This window comes from Bradyrhizobium ottawaense, from assembly GCF_900099825.1.
Lineage (GTDB): Bacteria > Pseudomonadota > Alphaproteobacteria > Rhizobiales > Xanthobacteraceae > Bradyrhizobium > Bradyrhizobium ottawaense_A.
The window spans coordinates 693,130-711,950 of record NZ_LT629693.1; the positions used below are offsets into that span (position 1 = coordinate 693,130).

General features: G+C 59.4%; 16 protein-coding genes. 5 read left to right on the forward strand and 11 right to left on the reverse strand.

The window, feature by feature from the left end; translation table 11 throughout:
- Window positions 1-18 precede the first annotated feature (18 nt).
- Together BLR13_RS03515 and BLR13_RS03520 are read left to right on the forward strand one after the other, a co-directional pair.
- Window positions 19-1,311 carry an ATP-binding protein gene (locus BLR13_RS03515; RefSeq protein ID WP_244525217.1) on the forward strand — a complete coding sequence of 431 codons (1,293 nt, stop codon included), beginning with the start codon at window positions 19-21 and terminating at the stop codon, window positions 1,309-1,311.
- Between the two features lie 221 nt (window positions 1,312-1,532).
- Window positions 1,533-2,381, forward strand: coding sequence for a PepSY domain-containing protein (locus tag BLR13_RS03520; RefSeq protein ID WP_074827602.1), 849 nt, complete (start codon window positions 1,533-1,535; stop codon window positions 2,379-2,381).
- Between the two features lie 1,425 nt (window positions 2,382-3,806).
- Here BLR13_RS03520 and BLR13_RS03525 read toward each other — a convergent pair.
- From BLR13_RS03525 to BLR13_RS03575, 11 genes are all read right to left on the reverse strand, one after another.
- The gene (locus BLR13_RS03525; protein WP_074827600.1) at window positions 3,807-4,994 is read right to left on the reverse strand and encodes an NAD(P)/FAD-dependent oxidoreductase; all 1,188 of its coding nucleotides are present in this window, start codon (window positions 4,992-4,994) and stop codon (window positions 3,807-3,809) included.
- A 40-nt stretch (window positions 4,995-5,034) separates the two neighbouring features.
- Window positions 5,035-5,550, reverse strand: coding sequence for a nuclear transport factor 2 family protein (locus BLR13_RS03530; RefSeq protein ID WP_074827597.1), 516 nt, complete (start codon window positions 5,548-5,550; stop codon window positions 5,035-5,037).
- Between the two features lie 59 nt (window positions 5,551-5,609).
- Window positions 5,610-6,584, reverse strand: a complete 975-nt coding sequence (locus BLR13_RS03535) for a Bug family tripartite tricarboxylate transporter substrate binding protein (protein ID WP_074827596.1) — start codon at window positions 6,582-6,584, stop codon at window positions 5,610-5,612.
- Between the two features lie 203 nt (window positions 6,585-6,787).
- Window positions 6,788-8,056, reverse strand: a complete 1,269-nt coding sequence (locus tag BLR13_RS03540; RefSeq protein WP_074827595.1) for a CaiB/BaiF CoA transferase family protein — start codon at window positions 8,054-8,056, stop codon at window positions 6,788-6,790.
- A gap of 36 nt (window positions 8,057-8,092) precedes the next feature.
- Complete coding sequence (locus tag BLR13_RS03545; RefSeq protein ID WP_074827593.1) at window positions 8,093-8,290, reverse strand: ferredoxin; 198 nt, start codon at window positions 8,288-8,290, stop codon at window positions 8,093-8,095.
- Window positions 8,291-8,308: 18 nt separating this feature from the next.
- Entirely contained in the window at window positions 8,309-9,511 is a 1,203-nt protein-coding gene (locus tag BLR13_RS03550; RefSeq protein WP_074827591.1) for a cytochrome P450, read from the reverse strand.
- 16 nt (window positions 9,512-9,527) lie between these two features.
- Window positions 9,528-10,346: an SDR family NAD(P)-dependent oxidoreductase gene (locus BLR13_RS03555; RefSeq protein ID WP_074827588.1), complete on the reverse strand. Its 819-nt coding sequence runs from the start codon at window positions 10,344-10,346 to the stop codon at window positions 9,528-9,530.
- Window positions 10,347-10,538: 192 nt separating this feature from the next.
- On the reverse strand, window positions 10,539-11,438 hold the full coding sequence (locus BLR13_RS03560; protein ID WP_074827586.1) for a fumarylacetoacetate hydrolase family protein: 900 nt from the start codon (window positions 11,436-11,438) through the stop codon (window positions 10,539-10,541).
- Entirely contained in the window at window positions 11,435-12,511 is a 1,077-nt protein-coding gene (locus BLR13_RS03565; protein ID WP_074827580.1) for a cupin domain-containing protein, read from the reverse strand. The genes BLR13_RS03560 and BLR13_RS03565 overlap by 4 nt, the downstream gene beginning before the upstream one ends.
- A gap of 55 nt (window positions 12,512-12,566) precedes the next feature.
- Complete coding sequence (gene prpB / locus BLR13_RS03570; protein ID WP_074827579.1) at window positions 12,567-13,493, reverse strand: methylisocitrate lyase; 927 nt, start codon at window positions 13,491-13,493, stop codon at window positions 12,567-12,569.
- Window positions 13,490-15,229, reverse strand: a complete 1,740-nt coding sequence (locus BLR13_RS03575) for an FAD-dependent monooxygenase (protein WP_079586814.1) — start codon at window positions 15,227-15,229, stop codon at window positions 13,490-13,492. The genes prpB and BLR13_RS03575 overlap by 4 nt, the downstream gene beginning before the upstream one ends.
- Window positions 15,230-15,527: 298 nt before the next feature.
- On the opposite strand from BLR13_RS03575, the gene BLR13_RS03580 reads away from it, so the two are divergent.
- From BLR13_RS03580 to BLR13_RS03590, 3 genes are all read left to right on the forward strand, one after another.
- A complete protein-coding gene (locus BLR13_RS03580) occupies window positions 15,528-16,289 on the forward strand; it encodes a FadR/GntR family transcriptional regulator (RefSeq protein ID WP_074827576.1) in 762 nt (253 codons plus the stop codon).
- Between the two features lie 57 nt (window positions 16,290-16,346).
- The gene (locus tag BLR13_RS03585) at window positions 16,347-17,357 is read left to right on the forward strand and encodes a LysR substrate-binding domain-containing protein (protein ID WP_083387648.1); all 1,011 of its coding nucleotides are present in this window, start codon (window positions 16,347-16,349) and stop codon (window positions 17,355-17,357) included.
- A 205-nt stretch (window positions 17,358-17,562) separates the two neighbouring features.
- On the forward strand, window positions 17,563-18,777 hold the full coding sequence (locus BLR13_RS03590; protein WP_074827574.1) for an ABC transporter substrate-binding protein: 1,215 nt from the start codon (window positions 17,563-17,565) through the stop codon (window positions 18,775-18,777).
- The last annotated feature ends 44 nt before the right edge of the window (window positions 18,778-18,821 follow it).

The window sequence follows — 18,821 nt, forward strand, 5'->3', positions numbered from 1 at the left end:
TTCGTCGGCTTGACCGCGGTGATCCTGCTGGCGGGCTGCATCAGCGGCGCGTTCAGCTATCTCTGGGCCTTCGACGAGGCGATTGAGATGCAGGATTCCGTCCTGATCCAGGTCGGCAGCTTGTTGCAGAGCGGCAGCGTCAAGAGCGATCAGACCCTTCGCGGCGTTGACGCCGACGCGGAGGTCGACGTGGTCGAATTGGGGACGGCGCCGCGGGGCCGCACCGAGGAGGGTCAACTCTGGAGCCTGCAGGACGGCCTGCACGTGGCATCGTTCACCGATCGATCGATGCGGGTGCTGTTGCGGACAAGGCTAGATGGAAGCCGGTTTGCGGTCTTGCAGCCGACCGACGTTCGCGACGACATTGCAGGCAATATGGCGCTCCGCACGCTGCTGCCGATCACCGCGCTGATTCCGTGCCTGCTGCTGGTCACAGCGCTGGTCATCGCGAGGTCTCTGCGCCCGATGGTCCGGCTGGCGGGCGATCTCGATTCACGGCGCGTCGACGACATGACCCCGCTTCCCCTCGCGGCAACGCCCAGCGAACTGCAGCCCTTCATTGCGTCGATCAACGGGCTATTGCAGCGCATGAAATTGCTGATGGATCAGCAACGGCGTTTCGTTGCCGATGCTGCGCATGAACTGCGGACGCCCATTACCGCGCTTGGCTTGCAAGCCGAAAATCTTGACTCCGTCGATCTGCCTGAGTCGGCGCGCGAGCGTGTTGCGGCCCTCAAGGAAGGCATGGCCCGCACCAAGCATCTGCTCGAGCAATTGCTGGCGCTGGCACGACACGAGGCCGCGCCCTCCGGCGACGCCGTCGTAGTGCCGCTCGACCGCATCGTGAAGGATGTGGTAGCAGACGTCCTGCCGGAGACGGCGCGCAAGGGAATAGATCTCGGCTTCGAACTAATCGAGCCGATCGCGACAGCGGGAGAACCGGTCATGATCGCGACGATGGTCCGGAACCTGATCGACAATGCCGTGCGCTTCACCCCTCCCGGAGGCCGCGTCGACATCGGGGTCCTTCGTGAGGGTAGCGAGGCGGTGCTGCAGATTGAAGATACGGGACCGGGTGTTGCACCAGACGACATCGACCGGATATTCGAACCGTTCTTCCGGGGCAGCCGGCCGACCGAGGATGGCACCGGCCTGGGACTGTCGATCGTAAAACGTATCGTTGACCGGCTCGGGGGCTCAGTCGTGCTGGAAAATATTTCTGGCCCAGCCTTGACTGGCCTTCGGGCAATCGTCCGTCTCCCCGCCGCGAATAGCTGTTCCGCGTCAATCCGCACGCATGCTACAGGCTAGGGGTGTGCCGGACAGGCAACTCTGCCTGCAATCAATGGCGACCGCGCCCGGGGCCGAGCCTTTTGAAATTGCAATTACGTTTTGGCGAGAGCGAGCCCCGATTTTGTGCCGGACGCCGCGGAACGCGACCAGCGCGTCCTACGATAAGGAGTTGCCCTCATTTTATCCTAAGTGTCACGCCGTAAGCAGGATTGGAGAAATGCCTTACAGGAGGATGACCCATGCCGAAATCCTTTACCCATCAGGGGCTCGGCGCTCTGTGCTTTGTCCTGCTCGTATTTTCGCTGAGCACCGAAGCATTGGCCCAACACGCGGCGAACCAAGCGCTGACCCGGCGCGATCTTTCGTCCTTCCGCAGCATTGCCGAAGACACGCTGGCAATCGTGGATATGGGCAATCTCAAGCGCGCCAAGTCACGGATCAAGGGTCTTGAAACGGCCTGGGACCGTGCCGAGCCCAAGCTCCGTCCTCGAAGTCCCGAGCAATGGCGAAAAATAGACAAGGCGATCGACGCGGCCTTGCAGCAACTGCGTGCCGACACCCCGCAAGCGGCGACGGCGAAAGAAGCTCTACAAAACTTGCTCGCAGAGTTTGATCAGCCCAATGAAAGCGCGACGGTTGCGCCCGGAAAAGCCGAAGCCGCCCAGTCGGCCAGGCTATCGATTGCAGACATCATCGCGGCCCTTGAGAAACTGCGGGCCCACGAAAGTGTGCTCGACGTGAGCTTTGAGCCAAAAGACGGTCTGCCAGCCTACGCCGTCCGCACCTATGCGAACGGGAAGGTGTGGGACGGCCTTATAGACGGCCTCAACGGCGCGGCCATTGGCGACGGCACTGTCACAGACGAATCCGCACTCGACGATGAAGACAAGGCGGAATTAGCGGCATCGATACACGCGAAAATTACGCTGGGACAGGCCATCGAGACAGCAGAGAAAGCAAACCATGGTCGTGCGCTCAATGGCGGATTAGAACAGGTGCGCGGGCGCGTGGTATGGGAAATTCTGTTTCAAGATGCAAAACATCATCAACAGATTCGCATCGACCCGATGACCGGCAAGATTCTATAACGGCGGCCGCTTCCAATGGCTCGTCTCGTAACGCTAAAGATCGCGATATTCTGGTAAGTCTGCTTTTGGCGGCACTTGACCGACATCGGCGTTTGGCCGAATGACCTCTTTGCGCCGATACTGTTGAAAAAGTCTTTTCGGGTTGGCGGACGAAATTTTCTAGAGCCGCTGATGCGGGTTGTGAGCAACGATATGAGGGACCTCGTCGCATCTCAGAAAAACGACCACGGACTTTCGCATCGGCGCTGCGGCGCATCCCAACGGTGGAATTGTGCAAAAAGCAGCATTTGCGGGATTTTTGGGGGCGCTCGATTTTCGACTTTTTCAACAATATCCGCCAGAACCGGCCGTTCCATAACCGCTCATTCCGCGAATTGAACTCTCGGCAATTGACCGGCGCAAACCTGGCGCTTGCCGAGCGAGATCACGTCGCTTCCGAAACATCGGCCTGCCGCTGACGCTGCACCGCGTTCAGTTCGGCCTGCTCACGCTAGTTGTCTCTAGATTTTCTTTGATCTCCCGGTGCACACATCGTGCACACGCCGCCTTCTAACTCATTGAAACACTTGAACACTCGTTCCAATCCATCATGGGGAAGTTTGAGCTAGGTCCAGCCAGCTGTAGAAAGCCAAATCCAACATGCGGATACAGCGACAGCTTTGCGCCACAAGCGGCCGATCAGAAACGGCCGCTTGGGCGAGAACAAAGGTCAAGACGGTTTTGACGCGATGGTCTTCGGCTCGTTATAGAGCGACGCGGAGGGTGGGATGGCGGAGGAACTGTCATGCCTACGCCGCCATCGGCATCCCGGGAATGCCGCGGAAGTTCGGCGGTCCCGACTTTGCAAGGGGAAGAGTTTCAATTCGGAGATAATTTCATCAATGATCGAATCACTATTTTACGGCAGTTCGAGGCGGGCGACCCGCCTCGATGTCAGTGACAGACAGCATCTGCAGGGAGAACACGTATGACGAATTCCGAGGATTGGGGCATTTTCCTTTCATTTCAAGCTCTTAAGTCGATCGCCAGTTTGTCCCTCGATCACGCCGCGCCTTCTCCCGTACAGCATTGCAGTACCGAATGAGCTCGTGCAGTACCGCGCTGGTTCCGACCCTCTTTACCAATCCCGTTTGCCTCAACCGCAAAGTAACGTGCCGCCCTGGCCACGCCTAGAATAGAACAAGTGCCATCGTAGTTTTGGCGGCGATAGAGAAAGAAACCTGCGGGCGGCGATCCGGAGGTTGGCGTTTGCGCGATCAGAACCGCACGCTTGCGAAAGCTGCGGCCCATATCAGGCTCGAAGAATGAGCGTTACCCTCCGAAGGCAAAGGTTGCTCGTCAGCCAGAAAAAGCCTCGTCAGCCCACGTTTGGTCCATTCGCGTTCGTCTAGAGGTCGCGCATATGTGGCGCGACCTTGCACTCTCCTACGCATCCGAGCCTACGTTTACGGGGTTGCGTGCAAGCTTTGAGGCATACCGCATGGTCCTTGCGCCAGCATTGCTCCCGACGACGCCCGTGAGTTCCCCTGCCTTGCGGTATTCCACGACAAAGGCTCGCTTTTCTTCGTCTTGATGTACGATCCGTATGTCGTCGGCATCGACCGCGGATCCCAGCATTTGTAGCCGTATTCCATACAGATCCGACCAGAAGTATGGAACGAAATCGCGCCATGGAGTTACGACACCGCCAGAGATGGATTGTGCGACGATGCGGGCCTGTTCCCTTGCTGCTGTCCAGTGCTCGTGTCGTACGTGCTGTCCGTTGAACGGATCGCGCCAAGCCGCGACGTCTCCAGCCGCGAATATGCCCAAACTTCCCGTCTTGCCCTGCTCGTCGCAGAGAATGCCGTTCGATATCTCAAGTCCCGAGGATGCCAGCCATTCCACGTTGGGTAGCGAGCCCAGGCCGGCAACGACGACGTCGGCATCCATCCGCACATCCCCGGCGATGAACACGCGCTGCCCGCAGCCCCAACTTTCGACTCGTTCGACGGAAACCCCACACAACAGTTCGACGCCGGCCTGGACATGCAGGCTTGCAAGCCGAGCCGCGACCTGGCTACCCAGCACCCGCTCGAACGGGAGCCTCGCCGCTTCGATGACGACAACATTAACCCCAAGGCCAACAGCCGTCGATGCGACCTCAGCCCCGATAAAGCCTCCACCAATGACGACAAGACGCTTGCCAGGACGCAAAAGGGTTCGCAACCGCGTTGCATCGTCCAGATCGCGCAGCAAATGCACCGTGCCTGTACAACGATCGGCAGGAAACGGCCGGGCGCGTGCGCCCGTAGCGACGATGATTCGATCTGCCGTTAGCCGTTGTCCCGAATCCAGAAGAACCGTGCGCGTATCCAAATCCAGCATTTTCGCGGCGGTTCCGAGCTGCAGATCGATGTTCGTCCGCGCGTAGTGATCTTGATCGTGAAACTGCAAGTCCGGTAGCGTATCCTGGCCGTAAAGCGCTCCTTTCGACAGCGGTGGTCGATCATAGGGCAAATGAACCTGCCAATCGACGAGCGTAATTTTGCCCGAAAAGCCGCATCGCCGGAGTTCGTTGGCCGCGCCTACGCCGGCTACCGAAGCGCCGATGATCAGTACACTATCGACCATGCTGATCCTTTTGATTGCTGTCTCTGGATGACGCCTCTACTCAGAGCGTCTCAATCAGAAAGGTATTGGCAATCTTTCGCTTGAATGCATATGCGGCGACCACTGGATTGAAATATTCTCTCACGTGGCTAATCCGGCCATCCCGAATGGAAAACCGAAACACGTATTTGTTGCGATATGGCCGTCCGTCCGTCAGAACCATGTTCCCCCTCTGCTCGATGAACACCTGGCTGCCGTCACCCGTGATGGAAAGTTCGACATCTTCCGCGCCAAGATTCTTTGGACCGTTCGCAGTGGTTTCCATCCAGAACTCGACGACTTCAGTCGTCCCAACATAGCGCCTGAATCCGCCGGCTTCCGTTGAGCCGCTTTCACTGAACGGTATTTCGTACACGGCATCTTCGGTGATGCTTTGGGCCAGTGCCGCCGCATCCCTGGTCGCAACGGCCTTGAAGAACCGCAGGATTGCGTCCTTGGCCGCCCGTCGTCCCGCAGCAGAATCGGCCGGATCGTCATTGGCTTTTAAGAGCGCACCGAGACTGATCGCCTTGGTCATTGTTCAAGTTCTCCGTAATTGCAGGAAAGCGCCGACCAACCCGGCGCAAATCAACTCGTTCATTCGGCCTGGACGCCGGCGGCATCGATCATGGTCTTGAGCGATGCGGTATCCTTTTGCACGACGGTCGCCAACTCTTCAGGTGTGCTTGCAATGACTTCCAGACCCTTCGAAGCGATCTGTTGCTCGACAAACTCCGGGCGCCGCAGGATAGCCCGAAGGTCGCCTCCGACCCTGTCGACGATCTCCGCCGGCGTGCCCGGTGGAGCAAAAGCCGCGTACCAGATCGAAGATTGCAGGTAACCGAAGCCAGCCTCCTCGGTTGTCGGGACGTCCGGAAACTGCGGTGATCGTTTCGCGCCGGCGATTGCGAGCGCCTTCAATTTTCCGGTTCGTATGAATTCGCCCGCGACGCCTGCGCTGCCGGTCGTAAATGACACCTCTCCGGTAATCATCGCGATCAGAAGCGGCGATATCCCGTTGTAGGGAATGTGCAGAAGGTCGAGATCTTCCTTGCTGTTCAAATATTCGAACAGCAATTGCGGCTGTGAGCCGCGTCCGAACGAGCCATAATTCCATTTCTTCGGCTGCTTTTTGACGAGATCGACCAACTCGCGAAGACTGTTGGCCGGCACCGCCGGATGAGCCAGAACGAAGTTGTCACTCTGGACCATCAGGGTAATCGGCGTGAGTTTTGACGGATCGTACTGCAGCGACTTGAATAGATATGGCGCCGTCGTGATGGTTTGATTGACGGTGGCCAGCAAGGTGTAGCCGTCGGGGGCTGCACGAAACACCGCTTCCGTTCCAACCGTCCCGCCGGCACCGGCGCGATTCTCGACGATAACCGGCGTGCCCCATTTCGAGCTCAGCTCCTGCGCGGCAGCACGAATAATCAAATCGACGCCGCCACCAGCAGGAAACGGCACGACGAAGCGCACGAGACGCGACGGATAGCTCTGTGCGTGAACGGCGCCGGCAAAGCCAGTGCTGATTATCAGAGCAACGAATGCCCGCACCGCAACCGCCAGCATAGTTCGCCGCTCTGTTTTCGACGAAATATTGTGTTTCGATGCACCTGACTTTGACCGATTCAATTTCAAACACTCCTCAGTGATGCACGAAACGATGTCGTTCAGAGCTCTTCGAGCAGTTGGAACCAACACGCTTCCTTCAAGCAGCCGGCGGGCGGTTCGGAAGACGCCGGCCTCCGCCAGCCGCCACGCGCTGTCCCTGCTCAGATCGCCTGACCGCCGCGCAGTTCGCCGATTTCTGCTTCATCCATGCTGAGCAGGTCGCGCAGAATGACATCGGTATGTTCGCCAAGCGTCGGCGGACAGCTGATCGCGGGCGTCGGCGACCCACTCATCTTGACGGGCCATCCCGGCAGCACCACCGGGCCGCGCGTCGGATGGATGACCTCCGTCAACATTCCCGTGGCGCGGAAAGAGGGGTCATTCATCAGGTCGCCGGTGTCGAATACCGCTCCGGCCGGAACGCCGGCACCGTTCAACAGCTCCATCGCGCTCCGCTTGTCCTGACTCAACATCCAGGGGCGGATGATTTCGTCGACCTCTTCCTTGCGCTTGAAGCGCGATTCCGGGGTTACGAACCTGCCGTCGTCGAGCAGATCAGGTCGTTCGATCGTCTTCAGCAAGGCGCGCCATTGGCGATTGCCAGTCAGTTCGTCCCGCGCCGTGTAAATGAAGCAATAGTCGTTAGGGCCCCCGCCCTTGCACGGATAAAGTCCCGACGGCGCCGCTGTGCTGCTCGGCGAGCCATTGCCAACACGTGTGACGGGCTTACCGGTGAGTTGGTGGCGCGCAAACGTGATCCGGCTGAAGTTCATGACCGCTTCCTGCATCGCAACCCGGATGCTTTGCCCCTTGCCGGTGAATTCCCTCTGATAGAGCGCGCCCAAAATCCCGATCGCCAGATGCAGCCCGGACCCCGTGTCGGCGAATGTCGGACCGGGTTTGATCGGCGGTCCATCCGGCTCGCCAGTGAACGCAACCGCGCCACCGGCAGATTGGGCGATCGCATCGAAGCAACGAAAATCTCTATACGGGCTTTCCTCGCTGAACCCCCGCACAGTGCCGTAAATGATCCTCGGATTGATCTTGCTGACGGCTTCATAATTGAGGCCGAGCTTATCTGTGGTGCCAGGTGCGAAATTCTCCAGGAAGACATCGCACTCGCGGATCAGCCGTGTCAGGACTTCCTTGCCCTTGCTGTTCTGCAGATCGATCGTGATGCTTCGCTTGTTCGAATTGAGCACCAGGAAATAGAGCGAGTCGGCGCCTGGCGAATCCGCTGAAGCGATTCGTGCCGGATCTCCCAATTTTGGCCTCTCGACCTTGAACACGTCAGCACCGAGAAAAGCGAGCGATTGCGCGCACGCCGATCCGGCCTCCCACTGCGTGAGATCAAGAACCTTGACCCCCGTCAGTGCGCGGGGATGCGCCGAGGCGATGTCGGCCGCAATCGGCGTCTGATGCTGATTCATATGAATTCCTCACGCTCTCGGAGCTGACGCAGACGATTATTCGTCATGAACGGTGATAGCTTCGGATGGACAGACGCGCGCGGCGAGCCGCGCCGAGGCTTCGAATTCGGGCGTCGGCTTTTCGGTCAGGAGGATCACGATGCCGTCCTGTTCGTCCTGGTCGAACACGTGGGGCGACTTGAGAACGCACTGTCCGGCGGCAATGCAACGCGATCTATTGACGGTAATACGCATGAGGGTTGCTTTCGATTGTTACCAGGCCAAGGGAAGCTCGTGGACGCCGTAGACGAACATGTCATGGCGGAAGCGGAGCTTCTCGAATGGCACAGCGAGGCGGAGGTTGGGCAGCCGGTTGAACAGCGATCCATAGACGATGCGCAACTCGGCCCGCGCGAGCACCTGACCCAGGCATTGATGGACGCCGAAGCCGAATGCGACGTGACGAGCCGCATCCCGTTCCACATCGAACTTGTCGGGATCCGGAAACAGATTGGGATCGCGGTTGGCGGCTGGAATCGAACAGATGACGCCTTCCCCCGCCTTCACCAATTTGCCGTTGACGTCGATATCCTCCAGCGCCACGCGGCGCGCACCGACGTGCAGCACGCTCGAGAAACGCAACAGTTCCTCGACGGCTCCCGGAATCATTTCAGGATTGCTCTTGATCAGGGCAAGTTGGTCCGGATGCTGCAGCAGGGTGAGCACGCCCAGCGCCGTCATGTTCTGGGTGGTCTGATGGCCCGCGCTCAGCAGCAAGCGGACGATGTTGATGAGCGTCAGCCGGTCGACATGACCCGGCTTGAGCTGTTCGGCGACGAGGCGCGACACGATGTCGTCCTGTGGCTCGCGCTCCTTGCGGGTGATCAGCGCGTCGAGATAGTTGAAGAGGTCGTCAAGCGACTTGCGGACTTCGGCCGGTGTCGATTTCGAGCCGAACTGGATTCGTGTGGCCTCGTGGAAGAACTCATGATCTTCGTAAGGAATTCCGAGCAGGAAGGTGATGATCTCGGTCGGCAGCGGTGCCGAGAAATGTTCGACGAAATCGGCTCCCTGCGGCAATTGGGAGTACTGCGTGATCAGCCGGTCCACACTCTCCTCGATGCGCGGCGTCAGCTGCTCGATCCGGCGAACCGTGAATTCCTTCGTCACCATCCGGCGCAGGCGATCATGCTCGGGATTGTCCAGGCGAAGAAACGACCGGTCCGCCTTGTCGGCGACCATGCGTCCTTCAAATACGTGCGGGAAACCTTCCCGGTTCGGCTCGCAACTGAACTTCGGATTGCTGAGTACGACCCGGATGTCGTCGAATTTGGTCAAAAGGTACGGATAGGTGCCATCCCATAGCCGCACCCGTGCAAAGCGTTGATGCTCGCGCAGATCGGCGTAGCCGTCGGGCGGATTGAACGGTTTGGTCCGGCTCATCGGATAGGCGAGTTCGGCAACAGCTTGTGACATCTTGTTCTCCTTGATCTCAGGACGCAGCCGCCGATGGCGTCACCTGCGTCAGTTTGCGTCGGGCCGCACGCATCCGGCCCAGCCAATTTTCCCGGTCCGCCGCCCTGCGCTGCTCGTACTCGGCGACCTTCGGATGGGGCAGCACCAGGAAACGCCGTGCCTTCAGCGCCTCGAGAATCTCCCGGGCGACGTCTTCCGCTTCAAGAAAGTTGCTCGACACGCCCGCTTTGAGGCTGCTGGGCTTCGTCATGCCGGTGCGCACGCTCTCCGGGCAGACGCAAGAGATCGAAACGCCATCGTCCGCGTAGGTGATGGAGAGCCATTCGGCGAGTGCGACCGCAGCATGCTTGCTTGCCGCGTAGGGTGCGCAGCGAAAATCCGTCAGTAAGCCGGCCGCGGAGGCGGTGACGACCAAGTGGCCGCCTCTGCGTGCGGCCATGCGCGGGATGACGGCTCGCGCGGCGTTGACGTGACCCATCAGGTTGACGTCGAGCGACATCCGCCAATCGTTCGTTTCGCCAAGGCCGTTGCCGGTGTGAATTCCGGCGTTCGAGCACCAGAGATCGATCGGACCGATCTCGACTTCAACCTTCTCCACCGCCGCTTCGACGGATCGGCTTTTCGCCACATCGAGTTCAAGCGCCACCGCGGGGCCGTGGGGGTACGCCTCATTGATCGCAGCCGCCACCCGCCGGGCTGCTTCGATATTGCGATCGGTAACGACCACGCCGCGAATGCCGTGTTGCACAAGCGCTGCACAGAGCGCCTGCCCGATACCGCTGCCGCCACCGGTAACGACAGCCACCTTTCCTACCGCATCGAAACCGTCCGCCATCCTTGGTCCTCATATGCTCTTTGGTCCAACCATAGACCCATCGGTCTTGAAGATCAACCCGCCGGCGGCGATGCATTGGAGCGATGCTGAAAATGCATTGAAGACGAGCAAGCTGCAGCGCGAGACAATCCGCGCGGCCAAAACACTCGCGGCTCGCCTTGGTGAATGCTCCTGCACGGAGCCGAAATCGCCTTATGCGAGGCTCATGGCCGGCGCTTTGTTCCAGACTGGATGTGCGCCGTCTTTTCCCTGCTTTACTTCCAGTGTCATCTCGCCGACGCTTGCGATCCGGATTGCGACGTGATCTCCAGCTTTTAGCGGCCCGACACCGGCGGGCGTCCCGCTTGCAATGATATCTCCCGGATAGAGCGTCATGACCGAGGAAGCCATTGCGATCATCTCGGGAACGCCGACGATGAGGTTGCGTGTGTTGGCCTTTTGCCGCAGATCGCCGTTGACGCTGAGTTCGAGATCGATGTCGTCGTAACGTGGAACTTCATCTGCTGTCGTGAGGTAGGGCCCCATCGGGCAGAACGAATCGAATGATTTGCGCATCACCCGCTCCTCCTTGCCGCGAACGACGACGTCGATCAGGCACGAATAGCCAAACACATGCTCGAGCGCCCGCTCGCGCGAAATGCTGCGGCCGCCCTTGCCGATGATGATCGCGAGTTCGCACTCGTGATGAATTTCACGATCAGGCAGATCTGGCAGCACAATGGGATCGTTCGGCCCGCAAAGGCTCGAATTCGCCTTGAGGAAAAATCCCTGTCCGCTCGCATCGAATTTCGAGATCAGCCCGGTGCCCGTTTTCATCTCGTCGATATGAGCATGATAGTTGGCAGGAAAGGCGATGACCTTGTTCGGCCAAGCCACCGGGCAATTGAGTTGTACCTCCGCGAACGGAATCCGTTCGGCGGTCTGCAGTTTCTCAACGATTCGCGGCTTGATGTGCTTGAACGCCGTAATAAAGCGCAGCATGCCCGTTGGTGGCCATGCGATCGGGTCGTAGCCGATGACGCTGGATATGTCGGCGATGGCCGCGTCCTCGACGACACCGATTCGTCCCTGATTGAAATTTGCGATCTTCATGCTGCTGTTCCTCGTGACATCGCGCCGTCAGCCGCTTCTTCCCGGTAGAGGCCGAGCGACTTCAACACCGGAATATCATTGACCTGGAACAACACCGCGTCGGCGTTGTCCGAGCGGTTTTGATGGGCGTGGATGGCCCAGGGCGGCAAGGCCAGGAAATCGCCCTTCGACCAGTCGAACTGCTTTCCGTCGATCATAGTCGTGCCCTGCCCGCGCACGACGTAATAGACCACGCTTCCGGTATGCCTATGCGGCTTGCAGTTCGCGCCGGGCCGCAGCGTCTGGATCGCAGTTCCGATCGTCGGCAGTGCCGGCCCGCCGGTCAGCGGATTCTGATATTCAAGCAGCGTATCATCGAAGGGATCCGGCTCAAGCCCGGCCGCTTGCGAGAGAGCTTCCTGCGCCCGCGACCAGGTGTAGGCCAAAACCGGACTCGGACCGCCGGTCCGTTGTTCATGCATCGGCCGCAGCAAGCCGCTTCCAAACTCGCGGTAGGAACGATCCGAGATCCGGTTGACGCTCTGGCGTGGTTCGCTTGAGCCCTCGAAGAACGTCGCGTGCAACGAGCGAACCAGCGAAATGTCGAGCACATCAAGCCAGATCATTGGCTTGCTTCCCTTGTGCTCGTGGTCGTGCCAGGTCCAGCTTGGCGTCAGGACAAGATCGCCCTCGTTGATGACATATTGCTCGCCGTCGACGATGGTGTCGGCACCGCTGCCCTCCATGATGAACCGCAGGGCGGTCGCCGCATGCCGATGAGCGCTCGCGATTTCACCGGGGAGAATGTATTGAATGGATGCCCAGAACGTCGGCGTCGTGCCGTAGGGCAGACCGGGATTGGTCAGGCGCAGCGTGCGACGTTGGCCTCCCTGTTCGAGTTTCAGAGATGCGCCGATTTTCTCAAGCAGGCGCGCCAGATCAGCCGCCTTCCAGTGAAACGGCTGCATCGTGCTTTTGGGCTCTTTGGTGAACAGCGGAGGATCGTCGGGTTGCGCGATGCGAACGCCGTATTCTGCCAGTTCGTCGGCGAGTTCCTGACGCTGCCTTGCGTCGCTCATGACTTCAGAGGCCATGTTTCTCTCCCTTTCGTTCTTAGGCTTCAAATGAAGCAAAACCCTGCTGTCGCGGCTACTCGGCCGCGGCTCCGCGCATCGCATCCGTAACGACGGTCTTCTTGAGCGAGCCGTCGAGTGCCTCATGGTCCGCATAACCGATAAGATCGTAGAGTTCCGCGCGGGTCTGCATGCTGCCAAGCATTCCGTCCGCGCGATCGTGTTGCCGGACGTGATCGTAGAAGGTTTCTTGCGCCCTGGCGGCAATGCGGAGTGCGCTGACCGGCCAGATGATCATCTTGTACCCCAACGACTCGAAGGCGCTTGCGGAGAGATAAGGCGTCTTGCCGAACTCCGTCATATTCGCGAGCAACGGAGCTTTCACCTGTTTTGCGAAGTTCCGAAACATGTCTTCGGTGGTCAAGGCTTCCGGAAAAATCGCATCCGCGCCAGCCTCGAGGTACAGCTTCGCCCGGCGGACCGCCGCCTCAAATCCCTCGCTGGCCGCCGCGTCCGTTCTGGCGATGATGCAGAGATGCTTGCGCGCGCGTGACGCAGCCGCAATCTTGGCGGCCATCTCCTCGGGCGAGATCAGCTTCTTGTCGTTGAGGTGTCCGCATTTCTTCGGCAATTCCTGGTCCTCGATCTGGACCGCAGCGGCACCCGCATCCTCAAAGCTGCTGACCATGTCCATCGCGTTCAGAATGCCGCCGAATCCGGTATCGCCGTCCACCACGAGGGGAAGATCGGCCGCGCGGCGGATTTGCCTGACAAAGAAACAAACATCTTCCTTGCTGATGATGCCGAGGTCAGGCAGCCCCATCGAGGCCGACATCGCGGCGCCTGACAGATAGAGCGCCTTGAAACCGGCTTGCTTTGCCTGCAATGCCGCCAGGCCATTGAAGGCTCCCGGAATCCTCAAGATGCCCGGCCCCGCCAGCATGTCGCGAAAGCGATCTCCCGCCAGTCGTGCATCGCGCGATGTTGCGACAAGATAGGTCATTGAGTGCTCCCGGCCGGAATCGCTGGTTCCTTGACAAATTGATGATCGGCCCCTGCAAGGCGCGTTCCCGTGCGCCGGTCGGCCAAGCCGCGTACGACATCGATAACATGCCCAACGCTTTCGGGTCGCGCGTTGCCCCGCCAAGCGACATGTCCATCGGGTCGAACCAAGACGTAGTTCGCGCCGTAAAGTTCACGGATCTTGGCTTCGTCGCTGAGGTCTATGAGCTGTAAGGGAAATCCTCGCACTCTTGCCTCCGCGGCGAAGCTATCGCCCACAGAACCGGCCACCGCGAAGCAAAGCAGCACGAAGCCGCGACCGAACAGGTCAAGAGTCGATCTGCCGTCCTTTAGCCAGGCATGCGGCGCGCGATGACCGGGCCGCGCGGTCTGAATGTAGTCCGATACTTCATCGGGCGGCGCCGGCGTGTTGTCGGAGTAGACGACGGGAGAATGATAATAGTCAAATCCGAGATGGATGCCGGTCGAATACCACTCTCGCCTCATGGTCTCGGTGTACCAGTCGCCGTATTCCTTTCGCGCTACGTCGCCATCCGGACCGGGCTCGAAGGCGACCTCCGGTGGACCCTTCTTGCGCGCGGCGAGCATGCGTCCCAAATTGCCGCTTGCTTCCTTCACGGCGCGCTCCGCAACCGGCTTGCGCTCGACGCCGTAGGACCGCAGCAGTTCGGGGCCGCCCCACCCCTCCACGACGGCTTCCAGCTTCCACGATAAATCGATGGCGTCGGCAATGCCGGTATTCATGCCGAAGCCCCCCGTCGGCGACATCAGGTGGCAGGCGTCGCCGGCGAGAAAGACGCGATCGGTGCCGTAGGTTTCGGCGACCAGCTCCCTCCGCACCCAGGGCATGATCGATTCGATCTCGAACTCGAACGGCTTGCCCATGGCTCGAACGATCAGCGCGCGAATTTCACTTTCCGGAATTTCCCGCTTCGACTTGTCGCCGATGATCGACATTCGCCACCGGTCTGCACCATCGATCGCAACGATCGTCAGCCAGGTCCCTTCGCGGCCTATGAAAATGAAGCGATACGCCTTGCCCTTGTCGTGTAACGACGGAAGATCGCGACACCGGAAAATCACGTTGGTGGTGTAAGTGAGAACCGGCTCCCCTCGCATGGGAATACCGAGCTTCTCCCGAACAACGCTCGCTCCGCCGTCGGTTCCGACCAGATAGTCGGCAACGACCTTTTCTTCCTGCCCCGTCACAAGATCGCGAAGCGTTGCAACAACGTTCGTGCGGCCTTCCTCGAGATCGACCAGTTCGGTTCGATAGCGGAACTCAACCGCGCTGAACTGACCCGCGAAGCGGCGAAGGATCGGATCGAACATGTCCTGAGGGCATCGTTCCCTCTTTTGGGGACTTTGCGGTGGGCACGGCTCTTCACTCTTGCTGGCCATGCGCTCGCGGCCAAATTCGAAGCCGGTCAGGGATTCGAGCCAGACGTTATCTTGCGGATAATCGCGCGGGTAAGGTGAATTCTCGACCCAACCGGCAATGCCCCATCGCCGGCAGAACTCCATGGTGCGAACGCCGACCATGTCCATTCTGGGCTGGAAGATCGCGCCGTCGGTCTTTTCGACCAGACAGCATTGCACGCCTCGCCAGCCGAGATCTCCCGCCAAGGCGAGCCCGACGGGCCCTGCGCCGACAATAAGGACCGGTACCTTACGGCTGGTCATTCGAACAAACCTCCGAACCAAATGCGTTGCCATCGGCAATGCCTGTGCGCGACCATGCGGACCGGGGAAGCCATTGTCTAAGATTGCTTGCAACCGACGTCATACGCATTCGCTATGGTTCGGGCGCGCTCCGGCAGGAAGAACGTCCCCCAACCAGGCCGGCCTCGGATATATGGGCTAAGGTTGGACCAAGAGCCAAATAGGCTCTATAAGGGCGTTAATCCCATCGCGGGTATCCCGAAATACGTAGCGTTTTCAGCCAATGAGCCGTTCCATGAGCCCTCTATCGGCAAAGAAACCAGAGCCTCCTCCGGAACCCGGAACGAACCCGATGTTCAGTCCGGCGAAGCCCCGGCGGACGTTTGAAGAGATCATCAATCAGATCAAAACCAACATTGAGGAAGGCCGCCTGCAACGCGGCGACAAGTTGCCGACCGAGCGCGCGCTCGCCGCGCAATTCCAGGTCAGCCGAAATACCGTGCGCGAAGCGCTGCGGACGCTCGAAATAAGCGGCTTCGTCACGTTGAAGCGGGGACCGACCGGCGGCGCGTTCGTCGCGGCCAGCGATCCAAGGATTCTCAACAGTCAATTGACGAGCGCGCTTCGGCTGACGGATTTCTCCGTCGCCGATCTGACGCAAGCAATGCGCGCCATCACAGCCATGCTTCTGGATGCCGCGATGCCCACTTTAGGCGAGCCCGATCTGCAGGCCATGGAAGCCAATATCAAGGCAGCAGAGGCAGTCATCGACGATCCCCAGAAGCGCTCCGCCATCCTTATTCAGTTCTATCGCCAGCTCGCGGAGGCAAGCGAGAACAAGATCCTCGTCTCGATCGCCGATTCCTTCGTGGATCTCCTGCAACAATGGGTGGTCAGGCTCGGTTCGTTGAGCGGCAACCGGGTGATCCGGTCCCGGCGGGCCATCGTCAAGCATCTTCGGGCCGGCGATGCCAAGGCCGCTCACAAGGAGCTGGAGACCTATCTGAAGGAACTCCATGAACTCTGGCTCCGCGGTGAAAACACCGGAACAGCCTCCCCTGCCAAACCGCCCCGGAAGAGGCGGGGCGGTTTGGCGCTCAAACCGGTAGCCTGACCAAATCGGTCGGATTGGCGGTCGGACCGGTGTTTCGCATCAACTCGGAGAGCTAAATTGGCACGCACCCGAAAGACCCGCAGTCCCGTGCCTCTGGATGAGAAGGGCGGACGCGCCGACGTCTACGAGCACACGCCGCGGATCGAACTTCGACAGTTGCGATATTTCCTGGCTGTCGCCGAACACCTCAATTTCACCCGCGCCGCGGAACAGATGGGAATTGCCCAGCCTCCGCTCAGTCAGCATATTTTGGCGCTCGAACGCCAATTGAACGTTCAGCTCTTCGTGCGGTCGCGGCGCAACGTCGCGCTGACACCAGAGGGCGAAGCGCTCGTAAGCTTTGCCCGCCGTCTGAACAATACCACCCAAATGGCAGCGCAAGTCGTTCAGGCGATCGCGCGCGGTGAGGACGGGCCGCTCGCATTGGGAGCGATCTTCTCGTCGATCTACGCGGTGATTCCGCGCATCCTCCCGCCGTTCATGCAAAAATATCCCAAGGTCAAGCTGCATCTTCAGGAGATGACCATTTCGCAGCAGATCTCCGCCCTGAAGGAGCACCGTATCGATGCTGGCATCCTTCGCGGTCCGATCAACGAGCGGGAACTCGAAGCGGTGACATTGTTTCAGGAGCCTTTCGTCGCCGTGGTGCCGAGTAGCCACGAGTTCTGTCGGGAAAAAACCCTGACGCTTGCCCAGATCGCGAACCAGCCTCTTATTAGCGTTTATCCGACCGCGAACAGGGATTTCAGCCGGCGCATGTTCGGAGCCCTACTCGACAAGGGACACAAGCTCAACATCGTGCAGGAGGTGTCGGACACGCACACCCTCCTCGGACTGGTTGCCGCAGGAGTAGGTGTTTCGTTGGTGCCCGCGTCGCTGCAGACTCTGCAAATCGCCCAGGTCAGATACATTCCACTGCGCGAGAAGACCCCGATTACAACGCTTCAACTCGTCTACAACAAAGAGAATTCGTCGGCCGTGTTGGGCAATTTCGTCCACATGGTCGAGAGCATGGCGTCGGAACTTGGAGCTACGCTAGGCACCGGCAAACCGTCGGATCAGCGCTAGGCAGGTTTCCCGAAGCAAGTGCCAAGCTGAGGCTGCCACCACCTGTTCTTCAGCCGTTCAGACGAATCCGGTCTCAGTATGATCGATCTGTGTATTAGACAGCGTCAAGGCCGAGCTGCATCTTCAACGCAACGGTCCTCTGCCGCGCTATCTGCAAGCAAACTGCGCAGCCAGACGACCTAGGAACAAACTCCGGGAGGGATAGTTGCAGAGCGGATTTCGTATCGTCCAAACTTTGGCAGTCTCGATTGGCCTCGCTGCCACCGTGCTGCCTTCGGCGCATGCACAGGAGCCCCCGATACGGATCGGTTATCTGACGGATGTCGGCGGTCCGAGTTCGAGCAACGACGGCACCGCCGGTGTCGACGCCGCGCGCATGGCGATTGAAGATTTTGGCGGAACGGTTCTGGGGCGACGTATCGAACTCCTGGTCGGGGATCACCAAGGCAAGGTCGACATTGGTGCTGGCATCACGAGACGATGGCTCGAGGTCGATGGTGTCGAGGCGGTTATGGACATGAATAATTCAGCGATCGCGCTCGCCGCCAATAATCTGGTCCTGGCCAAAAACAAGATACTGCTTGCCACGGCCGCCGCATCCGACAGCCTCACTGGCAAGGATTGCTCACCTAACCTCGTGCAATGGTTACCCGATACCTATTCGAACTCGCGCACCATCGCCTCCTTACTGACGAAGAACGGCCTCGACACGTGGTTCTTCATCAGCGTCGACTATGCCCTTGGGCACGCGTTGGTGAATTCAGCAAGCCAAGCCATTGCTGAAAATGGCGGCAAGGTGCTCGGCACGGTGAAGCATCCGCTTGGAACATCGGATTTTGCCTCGTTGCTTTTGCAGGCCCAGGCATCCAACGCGAAGGTGTTAGCCATCGCGAGTCCCGGCGCCGATATGGCCAACCTGGTCAAGCAGACCCACGAATTCGGGCTCAAGATGAAGACGGCCGTCTTCCTGCTCTACATCATGGAAGTCCACAGTCTTGGTCTGGCCGATACCGCAGGTATCGAGTTCGTCGATACGTTCTACTGGGATCTGGACGACAAGACGCGGGCGTGGTCGAAGCGCTTCTTCGATCGCAACGGCAAGATGCCGACGGCGCCGCAAGTGAATGCGTATGAGGGCCTCTACCATTATCTGAAGGCGATCAAGGCCGCGGGAACAATGGACACGCAGGCTATCATGAAGACGATGAAAGAGCTCAAGATCGAGGATCCAACCGGCGCTTCAGGTTACATTCGCGAGGATGGCCGCGTGATCCGCGACATGCATCTCTTCGAAGTGAAGTCGCCCAAGGAATCGAAGTATCCTTGGGATTACTTCAAGAAAGTCGGAACACTTTCCGGCGATCAGGCATATCGCTCGCTTGCTGACGGAAAGTGCTCGTTCGTGACGAAGAACAACTAATGGATCCGCTCGCAGACCGGTTAGTCTGCTCCTCCCTTGACTGG